Raw genomic sequence first — 20,465 nt, 5'->3', positions numbered from 1 at the left:
TTGCAAGGCGGCAGGGGCGGGGTGCGTGACAGGCCGCGCGGCTTTGGCTATGCAGGTCGCGTAACGATTTCCACGGTACCGAATGCGATGATCTCCCGCGAAACCTCCAGGGTTCTGCGCCGGCTTGGTGGCCGTGTTGCCCGACTGACCGGGGGCGATGCCGCCTTCGATTGGCAGGCGTGGTATCGGCGCGCCCTGCGCAAGGGCAGCACCGCTGACCTGTTTGCCCGTCATGATAACACCGCCCTTCTGGCACGCGGCTTCTGCGTCGGGGCATATCTCGCCCGCAATCCCGATGTGGCCGATGCCGTCGCCAGCCCCGGAGAGGCAGTGTTCCACTACCTCGAATTCGGCCATGCCGAAGGCCGCAAGGCAGATCCCGACACATGGGATGCGGGTTTTGTCCGTCGCTGGCATGGTCTTGACCTGCCCCCCGATCTTCCCGTCGCCAATGTCGTTGCCCGACTGGCCGCAAAAGGTGTCCCGCCCGACGCCCTTCACCTGTCCGAATCCCATCTCTGGCTGGCGCGGGGGCTGCATGGCCCCGTGCTGTCACGCATATTCGAGCACGAAGTCTATCGCGCCTTGGCCGAGGCTGCTGGGCATTCCCTGCCCAGCGCCGACCGGTTCGATGCCATCGCGCATTTCTGCAACACGGGTCTTTCAGCGGGTATCCCACCCCATCCCGACCACGTGCTGGACGCCGAATTCTACCGTGCGGCCCTCGCCTTAGCCGATATCGACCTGCCAGGGGCCACGGACCTGCCAAGCCTCCGCCGCCACTGGGCCCGGATCGGGATGCGCGCAGGCGCCCATGCCAATGCCCGCGCATGGTTCAGGATGCGCACGGATCTCGACCTGCCGCCCGCGATCCTTGACCGCATCGCCGATTTCCGCGCCGCATCCGCCGATCTGTCCCCGGTTGCCAGCTTGCCCGAAACACTTGCCCATCTCGACACGGTCCCGATCCCCGGTGCGGCTGTTTTCGATGCGGCTGATCCCGAAACGCGTGGCTTCTTGATCGACCTTGCCCGGCGCAAACGTCACACCGGCGATACTGCCACCGCCGAATGGCTTTTGGCCCGCGTGATCAACGCAAATCCCGGCGATCCGCGCGCCTGTCTCGATCTGGCCGACATGATCTACGCGCAGAACCGGATCCCGACGGAAATCCAGCTACGCCGCGCCGTGCCGTCCGATTTCGACATCGGCTCGAATGCCGTCACGCTTGCCGAACGTCTCGCCGGCGAAGGCCGGCTCGAGGAAGCGCTCGATCTCTGCGACCGCCTGCCCGACACGCTCTTTTCCGACGTGGCCCTGCGCCGCCGCCGCCGGGCGCTTGGGGCCGCGATTTTCGACCGGATCTGGTCCGACCTTTTCGGACAGCTGCTACGGCGATCCGTGCCCGATGTGCAGAATCTGCTCGCCCGTGCGCTCACCCTGCGCACGCCGCCCTATACGTCACCCCGGCGCAGCGCGCCGATCCGCCGTGTCGCCCTCCTTGCCAATGACGATCTCTATCAATGCAAGCTCTACCGCGCGGACCAGAAAATCGACCAATTGCGCGCAGCGGGTTTCACCGCCGATCTCTACCTGCAAAGCCTCGACATCGACCGCCTGCATCAAAGGCTCGAGGCGTATGACGCGGTCATCTTCATGCGCGGCCCGGCCTTTCCCCCGATCATCGACCTGATCGCGGATGCCGCCCAGCAGGGGCTTGCCACCTTCTATGATTGCGATGACCTGATCTTTGACGCGGGTCAGTTCCCGCCACCGCTATCGACCTATGCCGGTCAGATCACAGCCCATGATCACGCGGCCATAGCTTGCGGCGTGCCCCTGTTCCGCCACGCCATGGCGATGTGCGATCATGGCATCGCCTCCACCCCGACCCTGCAACAGGCCATGTCCCCCATCGTGCGGAGCGGGCAGGTTTTCCTGCACTCCAATGCCATCGGCCTGCCGCATCTCTCCGCCATGGCCGCCGCCACGCCGCACGGTCGACGCGACAAGCTGGTGATCTTCTACGGATCGGGCACCAAGGCGCACAAGGCCGAGTTCGCCGAGGTTCTGGAACCCGCCTTGGCCGAGGTTCTGGCGCAGCGTCCCGGCATGGTGGAATGCCGTCTCATCGGTGATTTTCCGGAATTCCGACATCTCGATCCCCGCCATCCCGATATCCGCCTGATCCCGCCAATCTGGGATTTCGAAGCTTTCTGCGCCGAGCTGTCCCAAGCCGACATCAACCTGTCCGTGCTGTTTCCTTCGCCCCTGACCGACGCGAAAAGCGAGATAAAATGGATGGAAGCCGCGCTTTTCGGCATTCCGTCGGTCGTCAGCCCCACCGCCACGCATCGCGCTGTGATCGAGGAGGGGCAAACCGCCCTTTTTGCCGCCGACAAGGCCGGATTTGTCTCCGCGATCCTGCGCTTTGTCGATGATGCCGACCTGCGCCACCGCATCGGCCAGACCGCGCGCGATCACGTTCTGCGAGACTACGCGCTCGATGCGATGGGTGCGCGCCTTGGCGCGATGTTCGAGACAGTGCGCCCACCCTTGCCTGCGCCAAAGATCCGGCTCCTTATCGTCAATGTCTTCTATCCGCCGCAGGACATCGGGGGCGCAACACGGGTTGTGCAAAACAGTGTCGCGGGTTTGTTGCACCTTTACGGGACCCGCTATGAGATCGACGTGATCACCACGCTCGAAGGTGGCGAAACACCCCATGAAATCCGCTGCTTCGCCCGCGATGGCGCGCGCATCTGGACGGTTACGGCCCGCTCCGGCATCCGCACGATGGATGTGACCGATCACAAGATGGGCGATGTCTTCGATCGGCTTCTCGACCGTATCCGCCCTGATCTGGTGCATCTGCATTGCATTCAGCGCCTGACCGCCTCGGTGGCAGATCGCCTCAGGCATCGAAACCTGCCCTATGTCATCACGCTCCATGACGGGTGGTGGCTGTCGCCCAACCAATTCGTTGTGTCCGATGATGGCCGGCCCGAGCTCTACGACCTCGCCGCGCCTGACGGCGACCTGCCCGACCGTGCGCGGATCACAAGACGGGGCTTGCGTGGGGCATCGGGACTTCTGGCTGTCTCAGATAGTTTCGCGGAGCTTCACCGCAAAGCGGGAGTGGAGCGGGTGGAAACTCTCGAAAATCCCGTTTCTCCCCTTCCCGAACCAATTCGACAGCCCGGCCCACCGGGGCGTCTGCGCCTTGGGATGATCGGCGGTGCCTCCCGGCACAAGGGATATGCCCTTCTCCGTGCCGCGATCCATGCGCGGCGTTTCGCGAACCTCGATCTCGTCGTGGTCGATCATGCCCTGCCTGTCGGTCAGATGCGGCAGCGGATCTGGAACGGCACGCCCGTCACCTTTCTGCCGCGCACGCCGCTTGACCGCGTGGGCGAGATATACGGGCGGCTGGATGTCCTTCTGGCCCAGTCGATCTGGTCCGAAAGCTACGGGCTGGTCACGCGGGAGGCGCTGGCGCTTGGTCTCTGGGTCATCGCTTCGGATCGCGGGGCCATCGGTCAGGATGTCAACCACGGCGAAAACGGCTTCGTGATCGATGTCGGCGATCACCGGGCACTGGCCGACTGTCTCGGCCTGCTCGATGCCGATCCCGACCGTTTCCGCAGGCCGCCAGCGACCCGGCCCGCCCTACCAAGCCCCGAGGACCATGCAAAAGCGCTTGACGGGATCTACCGCCGCATCCTCAAAAGATGAAATCCCCATCATCCAGATCGGCAAGTGCCACCCGCGCCAGCCAGATGGAATTGCCCCCGCCCGTATCTATCAGAACGCCGCCCGCTGCGGCCGTAACCGCGCCCGCAGCCTGCAGCGCGCCGTAGCTCGCGCCTGACAGCGCCGTGATGCCCGACAGGTCTATCCGTTCGACACGGCCTATCGCATCGAAATCCTCGATCGTGTCGCGCCCGTGCCCATCGGCAAAGACAAAGATGTCGGCATTGAAATTGCCCCACAGACGATCGTTGCCCGCCCGGCCCTCGATCCGGTCAAAGCCACTGCCTCCGAACAGCCGCTGGTCGCCGTCCCCGCCGATCAAGGTGTCGTTCCCAGACCCACCCCAGAGCACGTCATTGCCCTGATCCCCTTGCACCACGTCGTTTCCGCTGCCACCCCAGAGCCGGTCACTGCCGTCGCCGCCGACAAGCCTGTCATCGCCTGCATCGCCGTACAGCCGGTCGGCCAAAGACCCGCCGTAAAGCAGATCGTTTCCGCCGCCTCCTCGCAAAAGATCAAACCCTGTCCCGCCGAACAGCGTGTCATCTCCGTCGTCGCCGAAAAGTATGTCCCGGTCGCCCTGCCCATCCAGCATGTCGTCACCGGCGCCACCCCACAGGCGATCGCTTCCGCTGCCCCCCCAAAGCCGGTCATCGCCTGTTTCCCCCAGCAGGGCATCTGCCCCGCTGTCACCGCGCAATGCGTCGTTGCCGTCCCCCCCGATCAGAGAATCGTGTCCGGTCCCCCCGAAAAGCCAGTCATTCCCTATGCCGCCGTCCAGCGTGTCGTTGCCCACATCGCCGTAGAGTTGATCGGCCAGTGCATCCCCGAACAGCAGGTCATTGCCACTCCCGCCATAAAGGCGATCAAACCCCGCCCCCCCCTCCAGCCGGTCATTGCCCACCCCGCCGTACAGACTGTCATTGCCCGCGCCCCCCAGCAGCACATCCTCTCCCCCTCGCCAAACAGCGTGTCGCCGCCCCCCGCGCCCTCCAGCACATCCGCCACAGCCGTTCCGACAAGATACCGGTCGCTGTCCGGATCGGCCTCGGTCAGGACCGGTCGCCGCTGCGGCCCGGCCAGGACCGCCGCCCGCACGTCATGGTCCGACAGGCTGCGCCGGTTCATCGTCTCGATCACCAGCGTCTCGTTGCGCCATGTCACCAGGGCCCCCAGCGCCGTGGACTGGATGCTCAACCCCGCCGGATCGTAAAGGAACGGCCAATCCGACAGGTCCAGCCGGTCGGTCCCCCGCTCGAAGCTCACGATCGTGTCGACCTGCCCATCCGCCCTGAGCACGAAAATGTCGCGCCCGCCGCCGCCCGACAGCGTGTCGCGTCCGTCCCCATCCTCCAGGATGTCGGCGCCATTGCCTCCCGCAAGACTGTCATCCCCCGCGTCCCCGATCAGGATGTCGTCCTGCGTCGTCCCCACCAGCGTGCCGCCCTGCGCGGCTGCCTCCGCCACCATCCCGTTGCCGCGCGTATCGACCGAGACCTCGGTCACGCCGGCACGCATCTCCGAGGCGACGAAGACCCGCAGCCCTGCCTGATCGGTGGTGGCGCGGATCGCCGCGACATTCTCCAGCCCCGCTGCCGCCCCCGCCGTGACCTGGTCGACCAGCACAAGCCGCCCACTGGGCAGCATCACGAACAGCGACAGCCCGTCATCCCCACCGGCCGCCAGCACATAGGTGACACCATGCGCGGTCTGCACCTCCAGGCTCTGGATCATGCCAAAGCGCGTGTCCTGCGTGTCCAGCAGGTGATCGACCGCGACAAGGCTGCCATTGGCGCGCAACTCCATCACCGTGATCGCGCCCGATTGCCCGATCCCGTCCGACGGGGCCGACCCCAGCAGCACGAAATGCCGCCCCCCGATCTCGGCCGTGGCAAGAGCGCTCGGCGTCATGATGCCGATGCCTTCCTCCACCCCGAGACTGCCTGTCGCGACCAGCCCCTCGGCCCCGATCCGGAAGGCGCTGACGCCGCGCGCCGTCAGGCTCGCACCCAGCAGGAAATCCTGTCCCGCCACCCGGACCGTTTCCATGGCAAAGACCGAACTGGCATAGGCGGCCTGCGCGGCCCCGACCGCGAATCGCGCGCTCAGCTCAAGCCCCCCCGACAGGCTGTAGCCCCTGAGCGCCTCCTGCCCCTGGTTGGCCAGCACCAGCATGGACCCGCCCAATTGATCAACGCTGAGCAGCGCACCATTCGACGCACCGATCCCGCCGATGCTGACCAGCCCGCCGATCCCGCCATCCCCCGCCAGCGCATAGGCCGCAAGGCTTCGGGATTGCGCAGTCTCGGCCACCACCACATGCGGCCCGCCCGGCGTCTCCAGCAGCGTCATGCCGCCCAGCACACCGGGTGCAAGATCGGTGGGGAAATAGGCGAAATCCAATAGCTCCAGCGCCCCGCCGTCACCCAGCCGATAGGCGGTCAACCCTCCGCTCGGCCCCGACAAGGCGTACAGCACCTGCCCCCCGGCCGTGTCGCGGATCAACAGATCGCTGATTCCCTGGTCCAGCCTCGGCAGGTTCGTGAGGGTGCTGCCCCCCGGAACGAGTATCGGCATCCGGCGCTCCGTCGCGGTTCTGACGGGCAGAGCCTCGCGCGCAGACGGGATCGCGGCGCGGTGGGATTATGGTGCAATCGGGGAAAACCCCGCGCATTCTTCGCAAGGCATTTACCCTGTCTGCGCGGCCGGACGGGGCAGGGTTCAGTCCATGTTGCGCTTGTGCAGCGCGATTGCCTCGTCGAGATCGTCGAAAACCTGCAATTTTCCCCGCTCCAGCACGATGGCCGCGTTGCAGTATTCCTTCAGCTCGCCGAGGTTGTGGTTCACCATGATCGCGTCCGAATTCTGCATCCGGTCCTGAAACAAGGCCGCGCTGCGCGACCGGAACGCGGCATCGCCCGCGCCCGTCACCTCGTCGATCAGATAGGTGTCGAACTTGATTCCCATCGACAGCCCGAAATTCAGCCGCGACCGCATCCCCGACGAATAGGTCCGCACCTCCATGTGGAAATGCGCGCCCAGCTGGGCGAAATCCTGCACGAAATCGACCAGTTCCCCGGTGTCCACACCATAGACCCGCGCGATGAACCGCACGTTCTGCGCCCCGGTCAGGTTCGGATGCACCGCGCCCGCCAGCCCCACGGGCCAGGATATCGTGCCATCGGTGACAACCCGGCCCCGGTCGGGCCGCATGTTGCCCGCGATGATCTGCATCAGCGTCGACTTGCCTGCCCCGTTGCGCCCCAACAGCGCCAGCGACCGCCCCCGCTCCAGCGTCAGGTTCAGGTCGTCGATCACCAGCTTGCGCTGGCCGTTCACGTCGAATCCCTTGGTCAGGTGCTCGAAGCGGATCATCGCGGGGCAGCCTATTGCCGGTCGCGGATGCTGTAATAGACCAGCGCCATGATCGCCCATCCCAGCACAAGGAACATCAGCGACAGGCCCAGGATCGCCTCGCGGCGCGGAAATCCCGCGCTTTCCGGCAGGCTCGGGCGGATATAGACGGCCAGGTATCGGCTCTGGCGCGCGCTGTTGGTGCGCGCCACGTCCAGCGCGGTCAGGGCCGCGCGATAGGCCTGTTCCGCGAATTCGCGATCCACCGTCAGACCCTCGAATTGCGCCATCAGCGTCGGGTAATCCTCGCCGTCGATGCCCACCTCGTCGGTGACGAAATTCGCGCGCTCCTGCCTTATGCGCGCGTCGATCACCTCGATCCGGCGCATCGCCTGCACCAACCTCGGGTCGCTGGGATTGGTCGTGTTCTCCGACAACAGGTCGAAATCGATCAGCGCCTCGGCCAATTGCTGCTGAAGGTTGTTCAGCACCCCGCTCCGGCCCTGGATGTCGCTTTGCGGATCGACGATCTGGGTCCGGGTTCGGAAGGCCGTCAGCGCCTCCCGCGCCATGCGCAGCCGCGCGATGGCAGCTTCCAGGTCCGCTTCGGCAAAGCGCATCGCATCCGCCCGCGCCTGATCATTCAACTCGTTGATCAGGCGTTGGCTTTCCTCGACGATGGCCTGCGCGATGGTATGGGCCGTCACCGGGTCGAAGGCCAGGACCTCGACATCGATCAAGCCGCTGCTGCGGGTATAGGATACCCGGACAACCCTTTGCCAATGATTGACCAGCGCCTCGATCGGGGCGTCCGGCTCCAGCGCGAAAACCGGGTCGCGCCGGTATGGGGCGGCGTAATGCCCGACAAGGTCCATGCGGTCGTTCAGCCGCTGCACCAATTCCCGACTGGTGATGAATTCATACAGGATATCGCCATCTGACGTGGCGCTCGCCGCGCCGCCGAACCCGGCCAGCCCCCCCAGAAGATCGGTCGCGGCCCCGGCCTCCTCGGCGCGCACCGTGAACCCGGCGGTCGAGGCGAACTGATCCTGCGCAAAGGTGTAAAGATAGACCGCGATCACGAAAAGCGGGACGGTCACCACGACCAGAAAGGACAGCATCAACCCGAAATGCCGCCGCCTCAGCCGCGCGGGCCCCGCATTGGGCCGAAACATCGGCCTGCGGGGCAGGGCAGCCGGTGCCGCATCGGGATTTTGCTGCCGTGCCGCCCCCGCGCCGCCATGGCCCGGGCGGACGACGGGGCCAGCCTGCGCGGCTTGCGGCGGTCCTGCTGTTTCGGCCAATACTCCGGCCCCACTGATCCTGTTTGAACTTAAGTTGAAGCTCATACATATTTCGAGAGGACAAGACCAGAAGATAGGACCGCACGCTGCCTTCCTCCACCCCGCTCCCGCCCCGCGCTCCCGTGGGTGTGGCCTCTTCGGCGAACCGCTCCTTTGCAAGTGGTCGGGCCGTGGTCGCGCTCATGCTGCGCGAGATGTCGACGCGCTACGGGCGCTCGCCGGGCGGCTATGTCTGGGCCGTGGCCGAACCCGTGGGCGCCTTGATCGTGCTCTCGGTGGTCTTCGCGCTGATGCTGCGCTCGCCGCCCTTGGGCAATTCCTTCCTGCTCTTCTATGCCTCGGGCTATCTGCCCTTCACCGTCTATGCGACGATTGCCGCCAGCGTGCAGGTCTCGATCAACTTTTCCCGCCCGCTCCTGATGTATCCCGCCGTGTCATGGATCGACGCGATCCTCGCCCGTTTCGCGCTCAACCTGCTGACCAGCGTCACCATCATGGTGATCGTGCTCTTCGGCGTGCTGGAATTCACCTCGGCCTCCGCCAACCTCGTCTTCGGCCCGATGATCCTCGCCACGCTGCTGGCGGCGCTTCTGGGCCTTGGCATCGGGTCGCTGAACTGCCTTCTGACGGGGCTCTTCTCGGCATGGGGCAGCATCTGGGGCATCATCACCCGCCCGCTCTTCCTCGTCGCGGGGGTGATCTTCATCTACGAAAACATGCCCGAGTCTGTGCAATCGGTGCTGTGGTATTTCCCGTGGATCCACGTCACGGGCCTGTTTCGCACCGGCGTCTATCCCACCTATGCGCCCGATTACATCTCGATCCCCGTGGTGATGACCTGGATCATGATCCCGCTCGCGCTGGGCCTTCTGCTCCTGCGCCGCTACCACCAGGACATCCTGAACCGCTAGGCCCTTTCGCTAGGCCCTGTGATACGGCCCGCCCGACAGGATCGAGGCGGCGCGGTACATCTGTTCGGCCAGCATCACCCGCACCAGCATATGCGGCCAGACCATCCGCCCCAGCGAGATCGAAAGCCCCGCCTCCGCCACCAGGTCGCGCGCCAATCCATCCGCGCCCCCGATGCAGATCGCCAGATCGCCCTGCCCGCCATCGCGCAGGCCCGCCATCCTTTCCGCGAAACCGGGCGAGCTCAACAGCTCCCCCCGCTCGTCCATCACCCACAGGACCGCGCCCTTGGGCAGCGCCCGGCGCAGCAGCTCGGCCTCCGCCGCCATGCCGCCGCCCTTGCGGTACTCAACCTCGATCACCCCCCCAAGGCTCAGGCCAAGCGCCCGGCCCGTGCGGTCGAACCGTGTCAGGTAATCGTCGATCAACGCGCGTTCCGGCCCGCCGCGCAGGCGTCCGACGGCGCAAAGATGCACGCGCAAGACCCGTCCGCCGCTATTGCGCGGCGCCGGTCGGCATCCACATCTTCTCGAGCTGGTAGAACTCGCGCACCTCGGGGCGGAAGACATGGACGATCACGTCGCCCGCGTCGATCAGCACCCAATCGCCGATGTCCTTGCCCTCGATCTTGCAATGCAGGCCGAACTCTTCCTTCAGCCGCTCGACCAGCTTCTCGGAAATGGCCGCCACCTGCCGCGACGACCGACCCGAGGCGATCACCATGAAATCGGCGATCGAGGATTTGCCGCGCAGGCTGATCTGCACGACCTCTTCGGCCTTGTCGTCGTCAAGAGAAGCAAGGATTCGCGCCAGCAGCGCTTCGCTGGTGGGCGCATCGGATCGGGCCTCGGGTGCGGGCCCTCGGGGCGCGGTCTGGGCAACCGCATGGGTTTGTCCGGTCAGGACGGTATCCTCCATCTGGCTGCGCCTGTGAAATCCCGGCGCCGGATGGGGCAAAAATAGCATCGCCCGCATGAATTCTCAACGCCGCCGCATCGCAAGATGGGCGGGCGTGACATCCGCGCTGCCTTGCACCCATCCCGATGCCGCGTCCAGACACGAGATATGCGTGGCTCCGCCCAAATCCCGCTCAATACTGGGCAGAACGCATATATCTTGGGGATAATCCGCCCATTTCATCCACATCCTGTGTTGTTTCGTTGACTCACGCCCCGGACCGCAGGCTAGGATGCGGGTCCAAGCGACGCCCGACGGCAAGGATTCTGCCCATGCGCTTCACCCGGCTACGGCTCAACGGCTTCAAAAGCTTCGTGGATCCCACCGATCTCGTGATCCGGGACGGCCTGACCGGCGTCGTCGGTCCCAATGGCTGCGGCAAATCCAACCTGCTCGAGGCGTTGCGCTGGGTCATGGGCGAAAACCGCCCCTCTGCCATGCGCGGCGACGGGATGGAGGATGTGATCTTCAACGGTGCCGCCACGCGCGGTGCCCGCAATTTCGCCGAAGTCGTCCTGCAGATCGACAATACCGAACGCCTCGCGCCTGCGGGTTTCAACGACAGCGACACGCTCGACATCACCCGCCGCATCACCCGCGATGCGGGCTCGGCCTACAAGCTGAACGGCAAGGATGTGCGCGCCCGCGACGTGCAGATGCTCTTTGCCGATGCCTCCACCGGCGCGCATTCCCCCGCGCTCGTGCGGCAGGGCCAGATCTCCGAATTGATCAACGCCCGCCCCAAGGCCCGCCGCCGCATCCTCGAAGAGGCCGCGGGCATCTCCGGCCTCTACCAGCGCCGCCACGAGGCCGAATTGAAACTCAAGGGCGCGGAAACCAACCTCGCCCGCGTCGATGACGTGCTCGAACAGCTCGCCGGTCAACTCGCCACGCTCGCCCGTCAGGCGAAACAGGCGCAGCGCTACCGCGAAATCGGGGCCGATCTGCGTCAGGCCGAGGGGCTGCTTCTCTGGCTGCGCTGGCGCGATGCCCAGGATGGCGTCGAACGCGCCGAAGCCGTCCTGCGCGAGGCTTTGGGCAATGCCGCAAGGTCCGAGGCCGCAGCTCTCCAAGCCGCCGCCGCCCGCGAGAAAGCCGAGGCCAAGCTTCCCCCCCTGCGCGAGGAAGAGGCGATCGCGGGCGCGATCCTGCAACGCCTGCTCCTTGAGCGGGACAATCTCGACGGCGAAATCGCAAGGGCCGAAGAGATGATCCGCACCCTCGACGCCCGCCTCGACCAGATCACCCGCGACATCGACCGCGAAGGGGCGCTCAATGCCGATGCCGGCGACAGCATCGCCCGGCTGGAGGAGGAACGCCAAACCCTCCTCGCCGAACAAGATGGCCATGACGACCGTCTTGCCACCGCCCTTGCCGCCGCTGACGAGGGCGCGACCGTGCTCCGTGCCCGCGAGCAGGACCTTGCCGACGCGACCGAGGAAGCGGCCCGCCTCTCCGCCCGCCACCAATCCGCCGAACGCCGCGTGACCGAGGCCGAGAAAGCCCGCGCGCGCCACGCGGCCGAGGCGGAAACCGCCACGAAAAACGCGGCCGAGGCCGAAACCCGCCTCTCCGCCATCACCCGCGATGTGACCGCGGCCCAAGATGCGCTGGCCGCCGCCCGCGATCTGGCCACCCGCGCCGAAGAGACCCTGACCGAAACCGAAGCCGCCCGCAGCGATGCCCAGACCGCCGAGGCCGAAGCCCGCGCCGCCCGCGCCGAGGCCGAGGGCCGCGCCGGAACGCTCGACAGCGAAGTGACTGCGCTCACCCGCCTTCTCGACCGCGAACGCGGGCAGGGCGACCAGATCCTCGACCGCATCACCGTCGCCAAAGGTTTCGAAGCGGCGCTGGGTGCCGCCCTCTCCGATGATCTGAAGGCTGGCGAGGCCACCGCCCCCGGCGCGACCGGCTGGACCGGCCTTGCCGCCTATGAGGCGCCCGCCCCCCTCCCGTCCGGCGCACGGCCTATAACCGAGGTGGCGAACGGCCCCGCCGTTCTGGCCCGCCGCCTGTCTCAGATCGGCCTTGTCGACCGGGCCGAGGGCGCGCGCCTGCAACCGCTCCTGCAGCCCGGCCAACGCCTCGTCAGCCGCGAGGGGGATCTGTGGCGCTGGGATGGCTATTCGGTCGCCGCCGCCGATGCGGTCTCCACCGCCGCGCGGCGTCTGGAACAGGTCAACCGCCTGACCGAGCTTCGCGCCGAAGCGGTCGAGGCCGCCAATATCGCCGCAGGCACCCGCGCCGCCCATGACCTGCTGGCAAAACGCCTCGCCGACCTGACCGAGGCCGACCGCGCCGCCCGCGCCGCCCGCCGCGATGCCGATACGCGGCTCGCCGATGCCTCCCGCGCGCTCAGCCGCGCCGAGGCGGATCGCAGCGTCCTTCAGGGCAAGCTCGAAACCCTGCAAGCCGCCGCCGCCCGCCACACGGACGAGGCGCGCGCCGCCGAAACCGAGCTGTCCCGCGCCGAAGGCGCCCGCGCCGAGCTGGAGGATCTGGGCGCGGCCCGTGCCCGGCTCGAGGATATCCGCACCACCGTCGAAGCCGCGCGGATGACCATGCTCGCCCGCCGCACCGCCCATGACGAGTTGAAGCGCGAGGGCGAACGCCGCAAGGCCCGCATCGTCCGCATCATCGAGGATGTTGCGAGCTGGCAAAAGCGTCTGGACAGCGCCGCGGGCCGTCTGGCCGATCTCAACCGCCGCCGGTCGGAAACCGAGGCCGCTCTGGTCGAGGCGCGCGTCAAACCCGGCCAGCTCGCCGCCACCCGTGACACGCTCGCCGAAAAGATCACCCAGGCCGAAGCGCGCAAGGCCGCCTCCGCCGATGCGCTCTCCGTGGCCGAAGGGGTGGTCCGCGACGCCATCGCCGCCGAACGCGATGCCGAGCGCACGGCGTCAGAGGCCCGCGAGGCCCGCGCCGCCGCCGAGGCCCGCCGCGATGCCGCGCGCGAAGCCGCCGAAGCCGCCGCCCACCGCATCGGGGAAGAGCTTGAAACCACGCCCACGGGCCTGCGCGAAAGCCTGGGCGACCTGCCCGAACCCATGCCCCCCTCCGAGCAGATCGAGACCGAGGTGCAGCGCCTGCGCCGGGGTCGCGACGCGCTGGGCGCCGTCAACCTCCGCGCCGAGGAAGACGCCGCCGAGGTTCAGGCCGAACATGACACGCTCGCCACCGAAAAGACCGACCTGGAACAGGCCATCGCCAAGCTGCGCTCGGGCATCGCCAGCCTGAACCGCGAGGGGCGCGAGCGTCTCCTGAAAGCCTTCGACGAGGTGAACACCAGTTTCGCCCGCCTCTTCACCCATCTTTTCGGCGGCGGCGAGGCGCGTCTGGTTCTGGTCGAAAGCGACGATCCGCTCGAGGCCGGTCTCGAAATCCTCTGCCAGCCGCCGGGCAAAAAGCTCTCGACCCTCTCGCTCCTGTCGGGCGGCGAACAGACCCTGACCGCACTCGCGCTCATCTTCGCCGTCTTCCTTGCCAACCCCGCCCCCATCTGCGTGCTGGACGAGGTCGACGCACCGCTCGACGACGCCAACGTGACCCGCTTCTGCGACCTGCTCGACGAAATGACCCGCCAGACCGCGACCCGCTTCCTCGTCATCACCCACCACGCGGTGACCATGGCGCGGATGGATCGCCTGTTTGGCGTCACCATGGGCGAACAGGGCGTGTCGCAACTGGTCTCGGTGGACCTGAAAAAGGCCGAACAGCTGGTCGCCTGACGGGTTTTCCCCGGTGGACACCGCGCGCAGAGACGCTAGAACGCGCTCAACCCCGCGACGGAGCCCAAGCCGATGAAATTCACCCTCTCCTGGCTCAAGGACCACCTCGAGACGGACGCGACCGTTGACCAGATCGCCGAGGCCCTGACCGATCTCGGCCTCGAAGTCGAAGGCGTCGAAGATCGCGCAGCCCGGCTTTCCCCCTTTACCATCGCCAAGGTGGTCAGCGCCGAACAGCACCCCGATGCCGACCGCCTGCGCGTCTGCATGGTCGAAACCGACGAGGGCGTGAAGCAGATCGTCTGCGGCGCGCCCAATGCGCGGGCGGGCATCACGGTCGTCCTCGCCAAACCCGGCGATTACGTCCCCGGCATCGACACCACGCTGGGTGTGGGCAAGATCCGGGGCGTCGAAAGCCATGGCATGATGGCCTCCGAACGCGAACTGGAACTGTCGGACGAACATTCCGGCATCATCGAATTGCCCAGCGGTGAGGTCGGCCAGAAATTCACCGATTGGCTGGCCGCAAACGACCCGGCCAAGGTCGATCCCGTGATCGAGATCGCCATCACCCCCAACCGTCAGGACGCGCTGGGCATCCACGGCATCGCCCGCGACCTCGCCGCGCGCGGCCTTGGCCGGCTCAAACCGCATGATCCCCAGCCAGTCCCCGGCAGCTTTCCCTGCCCGGTCGCGGTCACAATCGATGCCGACACGCTCGATGTCGCCCCCCATTTCGCGGGCCGCGTGATCCGGGGCGTGAAAAACGGCCCCAGCCCGAAATGGCTGCAGGACCGGCTCCGCGCCATCGGCCTGCGCCCGATTTCCGCGCTGGTCGATGTGACCAATTTCTTCACCTATGACATGAACCGCCCGCTGCACGTCTTCGACGTGGACAAGATGCAGGGCGGCTTGCGCGTGCATCGCGCCACGGGCGGCGAAACGCTCCTCGCGCTCGATGGCAAGACCTACACGATGCGCGCGGGCCATACGCTCATTTCCGACGCTCGCGGCCCCGAAAGCCTTGCGGGCATCATGGGCGGCGAGGAAACCGGCTGCACCGAGGAAACGGTTACCGTCTTCCTCGAAAGCGCCTGGTGGGACCCGATCCATGTCGCCCTGACCGGCCGCGACCTGAAAATCCATTCCGACGCCCGCTACCGCTTCGAACGCGGCGTCGATCCCGATTACACCCTGCCGGGGCTCGAGGCCGCGACGCGGATGATCCTCGATCTGTGCGGCGGCGAGGCGTCGGACGTGGTCGAAGCGGGCGCGCCCGTGAAAACCGCGCGCAGCTATCCGCTCGATACCGCCCGCGTCATCTCGCTCGTCGGCATGGACATCCCCAAGGCGGAACAGGTCCGCATCCTGACCGCGCTCGGCTTCTCCGCCACCGGCGCGGGCGATGTGCTCGAGGTCTGGGTGCCGTCCTGGCGCCGCGATGTGCAGGGCGAGGCAGATCTTGTAGAAGAAGTCGCGCGCGTCGCCTCCCTGACCAAGCTCGAACCCAAACCCATGGCGCGCGCCCGCGCGGGCGTGCCGAAACCCGTCCTGACGCCCGGCCAGCTCCGCGAACGCGCCGCCCGGCGCACGGCGGCGGCGCTGGGCTACAACGAATGCGTTACCTATTCCTTCATCGATCAGGCCTCTGCCGCGCTGTTCGGCGGCGGCACCGATGACGTGATGCTGGAAAACCCGATCTCCGCCGATCTCAGCCACATGCGCCCGCAGCTCTTGCCGGGTCTGTTGCAGGCCGCCGCCCGCAACCAGGCGCGCGGGATGCAGGACCTGGCGCTGTTCGAGGTCGGCCATGCCTTCCACGGCGGCGAACCGGGCGAACAGCACCTTCAGGTCGCGGGCCTTCTGGTGGGTCAGACCGGCCCGCGCGACCCGCATGGGGCCCGGCGCGGCGTCGATGTCTTCGACGTGAAAGCCGATGCCGAGGCCGTGCTGGCCGCCATCGGCGCCCCCGCCAAGGTCCAGATCCTGCGCGGCGGCCCCGATTGGTTCCATCCCGGCCGCCATGGCGTCATCTGCCTTGGCCCGAAAAAGGTGCTGGGCATCTTTGGCGAATTGCACCCCCGCATCCTCAAGGCGATGGATGTGAAAGGGCCTGCCATGGCCTTCACCCTCTTCCCTGCCGAGGTGCCCTTGCCCAAGACCACCAGCGCCAGCCGTGGCGCGGTCGAGATGTCGGGCTTCCAGGCCGTCGAACGCGATTTCGCCTTCGTCGTCGATGGGGCGGTCGAGGCGTCCGTGCTCGTCAATGCAGCCGCCGGGGCCGACAAGGCCCTGATCGAGGATGTGCGCGTCTTCGACGAATTCATCGGTGGCAGCTTGGGCGAGGGGCGGAAATCCATCGCCCTGACCGTGCGCCTGCAACCGCGTGACAAGACCCTGACCGAGGACGAGATCGAAGCGGTCGCCGCCAGGATCGTGGACAAGGTCACCAAGGCTTCGGGCGGCACGCTGCGCGGATAAGGCGATTATTCGTACGAATAATCGCAGGACCCGAATTTTCGTACGAAAATTCGGCACAACGCGACTTGGAAAGGAAACATCATGCTGACCGTTTATCTCTCGGGGGAAATCCACACCGACTGGCGCGACGAGATCGCAGAGGCCGCCCATGGCCTCGATGTCACCTTCACCGCCCCCGTCACCGATCACGAGGCCAGCGATGATTGCGGCGTGGCGATCCTCGGCGCGGAACCGAACAAGTTCTGGCATGATCACAAGGGCGCGAAACTCAACGCGATCCGCACCCGCCACGCGATCGAGACCGCCGATGTCGTCGTTGTCCGCTTCGGCGAGAAATACCGCCAGTGGAACGCCGCCTTCGACGCGGGCTATGCCGCGGCGCTCGGCAAACCCCTGATCGTCGTCAGCCTGCCCGACCAGCAGCACGCGCTGAAGGAAGTCCATGCCGCAGCGCTCGCCGTCTGCGACCAGCCCGTGCAGGTCGCCCGGATCCTGCGCTACGTCATGACGGGCAAATTGCCCGGCTGACCCACTGTTGCCGGCGCGACTCGCCTGCCCGGTCTCCTTCGGGCCGCCCTGCATCGTTTCTTGCGGTTGCAAGGGCTTTGGTTTTCCCTGTCACCGGGCGCAGGCGGCATCACGATCCAGGCGGCGCCCGTGTGAACGCAACAGGTGGGACGACCAAATGATCAACGAGTTCAAGGATTTCATCGCGCGCGGCAATGTCGTCGACATGGCCGTGGGTATCATCATCGGCGCGGCTTTCACCGCGATCGTGTCGTCGTTGGTGGGCGATCTGATCAATCCGATCATCGCGCTTCTGACGGGCGGCATCGACTTTTCCGGGTGGTTCTACGCGCTGAACGGCGAAAGCTATCCCTCGCTCACCGCCGCGACCGAAGCCGGCGCGCCGGTCTTCGCCATCGGGAAATTCGTCATGGCCGTGATCAATTTCCTGATCATCGCCTTCGTCGTCTTCATGCTGGTCAAGATGGTCAACCGCATCAAGGATGCCGCCATCAAGAAGGAAGAAGCCAAGGCCGAAGCCGCGCCCGCCGGTCCGACCGAGCTCGAGGTGCTGCTCGAAATCCGCGACGCGCTCAAGAAATCCTGAGCCAAGGCTCAGCCGGGACCAGGAAAGGGCCCGCCGCCGTGGCAGGCCCTTTTGCAAGGTTCAGCCCTTCACCACCAGCGCGGGCGCGATCACGTCGATCTCCAGCGCGCGGCCCACGGCGGCATTGGTCAGCTGCCCCTCATGGGTGTTCAGCCCCGCCAACAGCCCCGCATCCTCGCGGCAGGCCTGTTTCCAGCCCTTGTCGGCCAGCGCGATCATGTAGGGCATGGTCGCATTCCCCAGCGCGATGGTCGAACTGCGCGCCACGGCCCCCGGCATGTTGGCCACGCAGTAATGCACGATCCCATCCACCTCGTAGATCGGGTCCTGATGGGTCGTTGCGCGCGAAGTTTCGAAACATCCGCCCTGGTCGATGGCCACATCCACGATCACCGCGCCCGGTTTCATCGTCGCAAGCTGCGCGCGCGTCACCAGCTTGGGCGCCGCCGCACCGGGGATCAGCACCGCGCCGATCACCATATCGGCCCGCGTGATCAGCTCGGCGGTCGCCTCCGCGCTGGCATAGCGCGTCTTGAACGTGCCGCGATAGACATCGTCCAGGTAGCGCATCCGGGGCAGGGACCGGTCCAGCACGGTCACATCCGCGCCCATCCCCGCAGCGACCCGCGCGGCCTGCGTGCCGACCACGCCGCCGCCGATCACCACGACCTCGGCCGGGCCGACGCCGGGCACACCGCCCATCAGCACGCCGCGCCCGCCATTGGCCTTTTGCAGCGCCCAGGCGCCCACTTGCGGCGCAAGCCGTCCCGCGACCTCCGACATCGGCGCCAGAAGCGGCAAGGTTCCCGCCGCATCCGTCACCGTTTCATAGGCGATGGCCGTGACGCCCGAGGCCAGCAGGTCCCGCGTCTGGTCCGGGTCGGGCGCAAGATGCAGGTAGGTGAACAGGATCTGCCCCCGCCGCAGCTGCGCGCGTTCGACGGCCTGCGGTTCCTTGACCTTCACCACCATATCGGCACGGGCAAAGACCTCGGACGCGCTTGCCACGATCTGGGCACCCGCCGCGCGATAGGCGCCATCGTCGAACCCCGCGCCAAGCCCCGCGCCGGTTTCCACGATCACCGCGTGACCATGACCTGTCGCCTCGCGCGCGGCGGCGGGCGTCAGGCCGACGCGAAATTCCTGCGGTTTGATTTCCTTGGGGCAGCCGATCAGCATGGGATTTCCTCCGGGTCTCCTGTGACGCCATGATGCGCCCGGCCCGGTGAAATTGCTTTGAAGTTTTGCCCGAATTCCTTAACCTTTTCGCAAGAAACTCCGCCGGAAATTAAGAATGACGCAAGACTTTCGCGCCGCTGTAGAGCTTGACGACATGGACCGCGCCATCCTGCGGGTGTTGCAACGGCATGGGCGGATGACCCATTCCGACCTGTCCGAACGGGTCCATCTTTCGCCGTCGGCCTGTCACCGCCGGGTGCAGCGGCTGGAACAGGCGGGCGTGATCGCGGATTACGTCGCGCTGCTCAATCCGCGCGCGGTCGCGCGGGTGACCACTGTTTTCGTTGAGATAAAGCTGCAAGGCCAATCGGACGAGATCCTCGACGCTTTTGAGAAGGCCGTCGCGCGCGTGCCCGATGTGCTGGAATGTCACCTGATGGCCGGCTCGGCCGATTACCTGCTCAAGGTCGCCGCACGAGACAGCGAGGATTTCGCCCGCATCCACCGCCAGCATCTCGCCCGCCTGCCCGGTGTGGCGCAGATGCAATCGAGCTTCGCGCTGAAAACCGTGTTCAAGACGACGGCATTGCCCGTGTGATGGTGCGTCTGAAGGCGCACCCTACCGCAGACGCAAGCCATTCTCAGCATTGAAGAAAAACGCCTTTGCCGGATCAATGCGCAGGCCCGTGCGGCTGCCCGGTTTCGGCGCGGATTGGTCATGCGCCTCCACGATCAGCTTCGTTCCGTCGGATGCCTTGAGGTAGTGGTAGCTCACGCCGCCCAGCTGCTCGCTCAATTCCACGACATGGCTGTCGCCCTCGGCCAGGAACAGGTGATTGGGCCGCAGCCCCACGGTCACGGCACCCGCCGCATTGCGCGGCGCGGCCATCGTCACATCGCCAAGACCCGGCACCCGCAACCCGCCCTTGTGCAGCGTTCCGTCAAAGAAATTCATCGCCGGGCTGCCGATGAACCCCGCGACAAACCGGTTGTCGGGATCGTTGTAGAGATCGAGCGGCGCGCCCACCTGTTCCACCCGGCCCGCGCGCAACACCACGATCTTGTCGGCGAGTGTCATGGCCTCCACCTGATCATGTGTCACGTAGATCATCGTCGCGCCGATTTCCTGATGCAGGCGGGCGATCTCCACCCGCATCTCCACCCGCAATTCGGCGTCGAGATTGGACAGCGGCTCGTCGAACAGGAACACTTCGGGTCCGCGCACGATGGCCCGCCCGATGGCCACGCGCTGACGTTGCCCGCCCGACAGCGCCTTGGGCTTGCGGTCGAGATAGTCGCCCAGCTTCAGGACGCGGGCGGCCTCGTCGACCTTGGCCTTGACCTCCGCCTTGGGATGGCCCGTCATCTTGAGGCCAAAGCCCATGTTTTCGGCCACGGTCATGTGGGGATAAAGCGCATAGGTCTGGAACACCATGGCCACGCCCCGCTCGGCGGGGTCCAGCCGCGTGACATCGCGCCCGCCGATGGAAATCTTGCCGTCGCTTGTGTCCTCCAACCCCGCAACCATGCGCAAAAGCGTGGATTTTCCGCATCCCGAGGGGCCGACGAAGACGCAGAACTCGCCGTCTTCGATCGTCAGGTCGACGCCATGGATCACCTGCGTCGCGCCGTAGCGTTTCACCACCTGTTCCAGTTTCAGACCTGACATGGCCCCGTTCCCCCCTG

General features: G+C 66.4%; 14 protein-coding genes and 2 pseudogenes. 7 read left to right on the top strand and 9 right to left on the bottom strand.

Annotated elements, in window-relative coordinates; all coding sequences use genetic code 11:
* Positions 1–21: 21 nt before the first annotated feature.
* Positions 22–3,735, top strand: coding sequence for a glycosyltransferase (locus tag AABA51_RS15920; RefSeq protein WP_338273089.1), 3,714 nt, complete (start codon positions 22–24; stop codon positions 3,733–3,735).
* Here the strand turns inward: AABA51_RS15920 and AABA51_RS15915 are convergent.
* The 5 genes and pseudogenes from AABA51_RS15915 to AABA51_RS15900 all read right to left on the bottom strand — a co-directional run bounded on the left by AABA51_RS15915 (position 3,725) and on the right by AABA51_RS15900 (position 8,411).
* Positions 3,725–4,348: a calcium-binding protein gene (locus AABA51_RS15915; RefSeq protein ID WP_425328845.1), complete on the bottom strand. Its 624-nt coding sequence runs from the start codon at positions 4,346–4,348 to the stop codon at positions 3,725–3,727. The genes AABA51_RS15920 and AABA51_RS15915 overlap by 11 nt on opposite strands.
* A gap of 15 nt (positions 4,349–4,363) precedes the next feature.
* A pseudogene (locus tag AABA51_RS17165) lies at positions 4,364–4,699 on the bottom strand (calcium-binding protein); the annotation flags it as partial.
* Between the two features lie 362 nt (positions 4,700–5,061).
* Positions 5,062–5,223 (bottom strand): annotated as a pseudogene (locus AABA51_RS17160) (calcium-binding protein); the annotation flags it as partial.
* A gap of 1,251 nt (positions 5,224–6,474) precedes the next feature.
* On the bottom strand, positions 6,475–7,128 hold the full coding sequence (locus tag AABA51_RS15905; protein ID WP_338273086.1) for an ABC transporter ATP-binding protein: 654 nt from the start codon (positions 7,126–7,128) through the stop codon (positions 6,475–6,477).
* 11 nt (positions 7,129–7,139) lie between these two features.
* A complete protein-coding gene (locus AABA51_RS15900; RefSeq protein WP_338273085.1) occupies positions 7,140–8,411 on the bottom strand; it encodes a sugar transporter in 1,272 nt (423 codons plus the stop codon).
* Positions 8,412–8,593: 182 nt separating this feature from the next.
* Between AABA51_RS15900 and AABA51_RS15895 the strand changes: the two genes are divergently transcribed.
* Entirely contained in the window at positions 8,594–9,322 is a 729-nt protein-coding gene (locus AABA51_RS15895; protein WP_338273084.1) for an ABC transporter permease, read from the top strand.
* Between the two features lie 9 nt (positions 9,323–9,331).
* On the opposite strand, the gene rlmH is transcribed toward AABA51_RS15895, so the two are convergent.
* Positions 9,332–9,802: a 23S rRNA (pseudouridine(1915)-N(3))-methyltransferase RlmH gene (gene rlmH, locus AABA51_RS15890; protein WP_338273083.1), complete on the bottom strand. Its 471-nt coding sequence runs from the start codon at positions 9,800–9,802 to the stop codon at positions 9,332–9,334.
* 13 nt (positions 9,803–9,815) lie between these two features.
* Entirely contained in the window at positions 9,816–10,238 is a 423-nt protein-coding gene (rsfS, locus tag AABA51_RS15885; RefSeq protein ID WP_338273082.1) for a ribosome silencing factor, read from the bottom strand.
* A gap of 311 nt (positions 10,239–10,549) precedes the next feature.
* Here rsfS and AABA51_RS15880 point away from each other — a divergent pair, with 311 nt between their 5' ends.
* From AABA51_RS15880 to mscL, 4 genes are all read left to right on the top strand, one after another.
* Positions 10,550–14,005 carry a chromosome segregation SMC family protein gene (locus tag AABA51_RS15880; RefSeq protein ID WP_338273081.1) on the top strand — a complete coding sequence of 1,152 codons (3,456 nt, stop codon included), beginning with the start codon at positions 10,550–10,552 and terminating at the stop codon, positions 14,003–14,005.
* 72 nt (positions 14,006–14,077) lie between these two features.
* Positions 14,078–16,486 carry a phenylalanine--tRNA ligase subunit beta gene (gene pheT / locus AABA51_RS15875; protein WP_338273080.1) on the top strand — a complete coding sequence of 803 codons (2,409 nt, stop codon included), beginning with the start codon at positions 14,078–14,080 and terminating at the stop codon, positions 16,484–16,486.
* A gap of 78 nt (positions 16,487–16,564) precedes the next feature.
* Positions 16,565–17,014: a YtoQ family protein gene (locus tag AABA51_RS15870; RefSeq protein ID WP_338276643.1), complete on the top strand. Its 450-nt coding sequence runs from the start codon at positions 16,565–16,567 to the stop codon at positions 17,012–17,014.
* 157 nt (positions 17,015–17,171) lie between these two features.
* Entirely contained in the window at positions 17,172–17,600 is a 429-nt protein-coding gene (gene mscL / locus AABA51_RS15865) for a large conductance mechanosensitive channel protein MscL (protein ID WP_338273079.1), read from the top strand.
* Positions 17,601–17,660: 60 nt separating this feature from the next.
* On the opposite strand, the gene ald is transcribed toward mscL, so the two are convergent.
* Complete coding sequence (gene ald, locus AABA51_RS15860; RefSeq protein WP_338273078.1) at positions 17,661–18,779, bottom strand: alanine dehydrogenase; 1,119 nt, start codon at positions 18,777–18,779, stop codon at positions 17,661–17,663.
* Positions 18,780–18,894: 115 nt separating this feature from the next.
* On the opposite strand from ald, the gene AABA51_RS15855 reads away from it, so the two are divergent.
* Positions 18,895–19,377, top strand: a complete 483-nt coding sequence (locus tag AABA51_RS15855; protein WP_338273077.1) for an Lrp/AsnC family transcriptional regulator — start codon at positions 18,895–18,897, stop codon at positions 19,375–19,377.
* Between the two features lie 21 nt (positions 19,378–19,398).
* Here AABA51_RS15855 and AABA51_RS15850 read toward each other — a convergent pair whose 3' ends face one another.
* Positions 19,399–20,448, bottom strand: coding sequence for an ABC transporter ATP-binding protein (locus AABA51_RS15850; protein ID WP_338273076.1), 1,050 nt, complete (start codon positions 20,446–20,448; stop codon positions 19,399–19,401).
* Between the last annotated feature and the right edge of the window lie 17 nt (positions 20,449–20,465).

This window comes from Roseicyclus marinus (assembly GCF_036322625.1).
Classification (GTDB): Bacteria; Pseudomonadota; Alphaproteobacteria; order Rhodobacterales; family Rhodobacteraceae; genus Roseicyclus; species Roseicyclus marinus_A.
This window is presented reverse-complemented; position numbering and strand designations above follow the sequence as displayed.

Coding starts and splice junctions, on each gene's coding strand:
- AABA51_RS15915 (WP_425328845.1), bottom strand. CDS start 4,348: ATGCTGGATGGGCAGGGCGACCGGGACATACTTTTCGGCGACGACGGA.
- AABA51_RS15905 (WP_338273086.1), bottom strand. CDS start 7,128: ATGATCCGCTTCGAGCACCTGACCAAGGGATTCGACGTGAACGGCCAG.
- AABA51_RS15895 (WP_338273084.1), top strand. CDS start 8,594: ATGCTGCGCGAGATGTCGACGCGCTACGGGCGCTCGCCGGGCGGCTAT.
- rsfS (WP_338273082.1), bottom strand. CDS start 10,238: ATGGAGGATACCGTCCTGACCGGACAAACCCATGCGGTTGCCCAGACC.
- AABA51_RS15880 (WP_338273081.1), top strand. CDS start 10,550: ATGCGCTTCACCCGGCTACGGCTCAACGGCTTCAAAAGCTTCGTGGAT.
- pheT (WP_338273080.1), top strand. CDS start 14,078: ATGAAATTCACCCTCTCCTGGCTCAAGGACCACCTCGAGACGGACGCG.
- mscL (WP_338273079.1), top strand. CDS start 17,172: ATGATCAACGAGTTCAAGGATTTCATCGCGCGCGGCAATGTCGTCGAC.
- ald (WP_338273078.1), bottom strand. CDS start 18,779: ATGCTGATCGGCTGCCCCAAGGAAATCAAACCGCAGGAATTTCGCGTC.
- AABA51_RS15855 (WP_338273077.1), top strand. CDS start 18,895: ATGACGCAAGACTTTCGCGCCGCTGTAGAGCTTGACGACATGGACCGC.
- AABA51_RS15850 (WP_338273076.1), bottom strand. CDS start 20,448: ATGTCAGGTCTGAAACTGGAACAGGTGGTGAAACGCTACGGCGCGACG.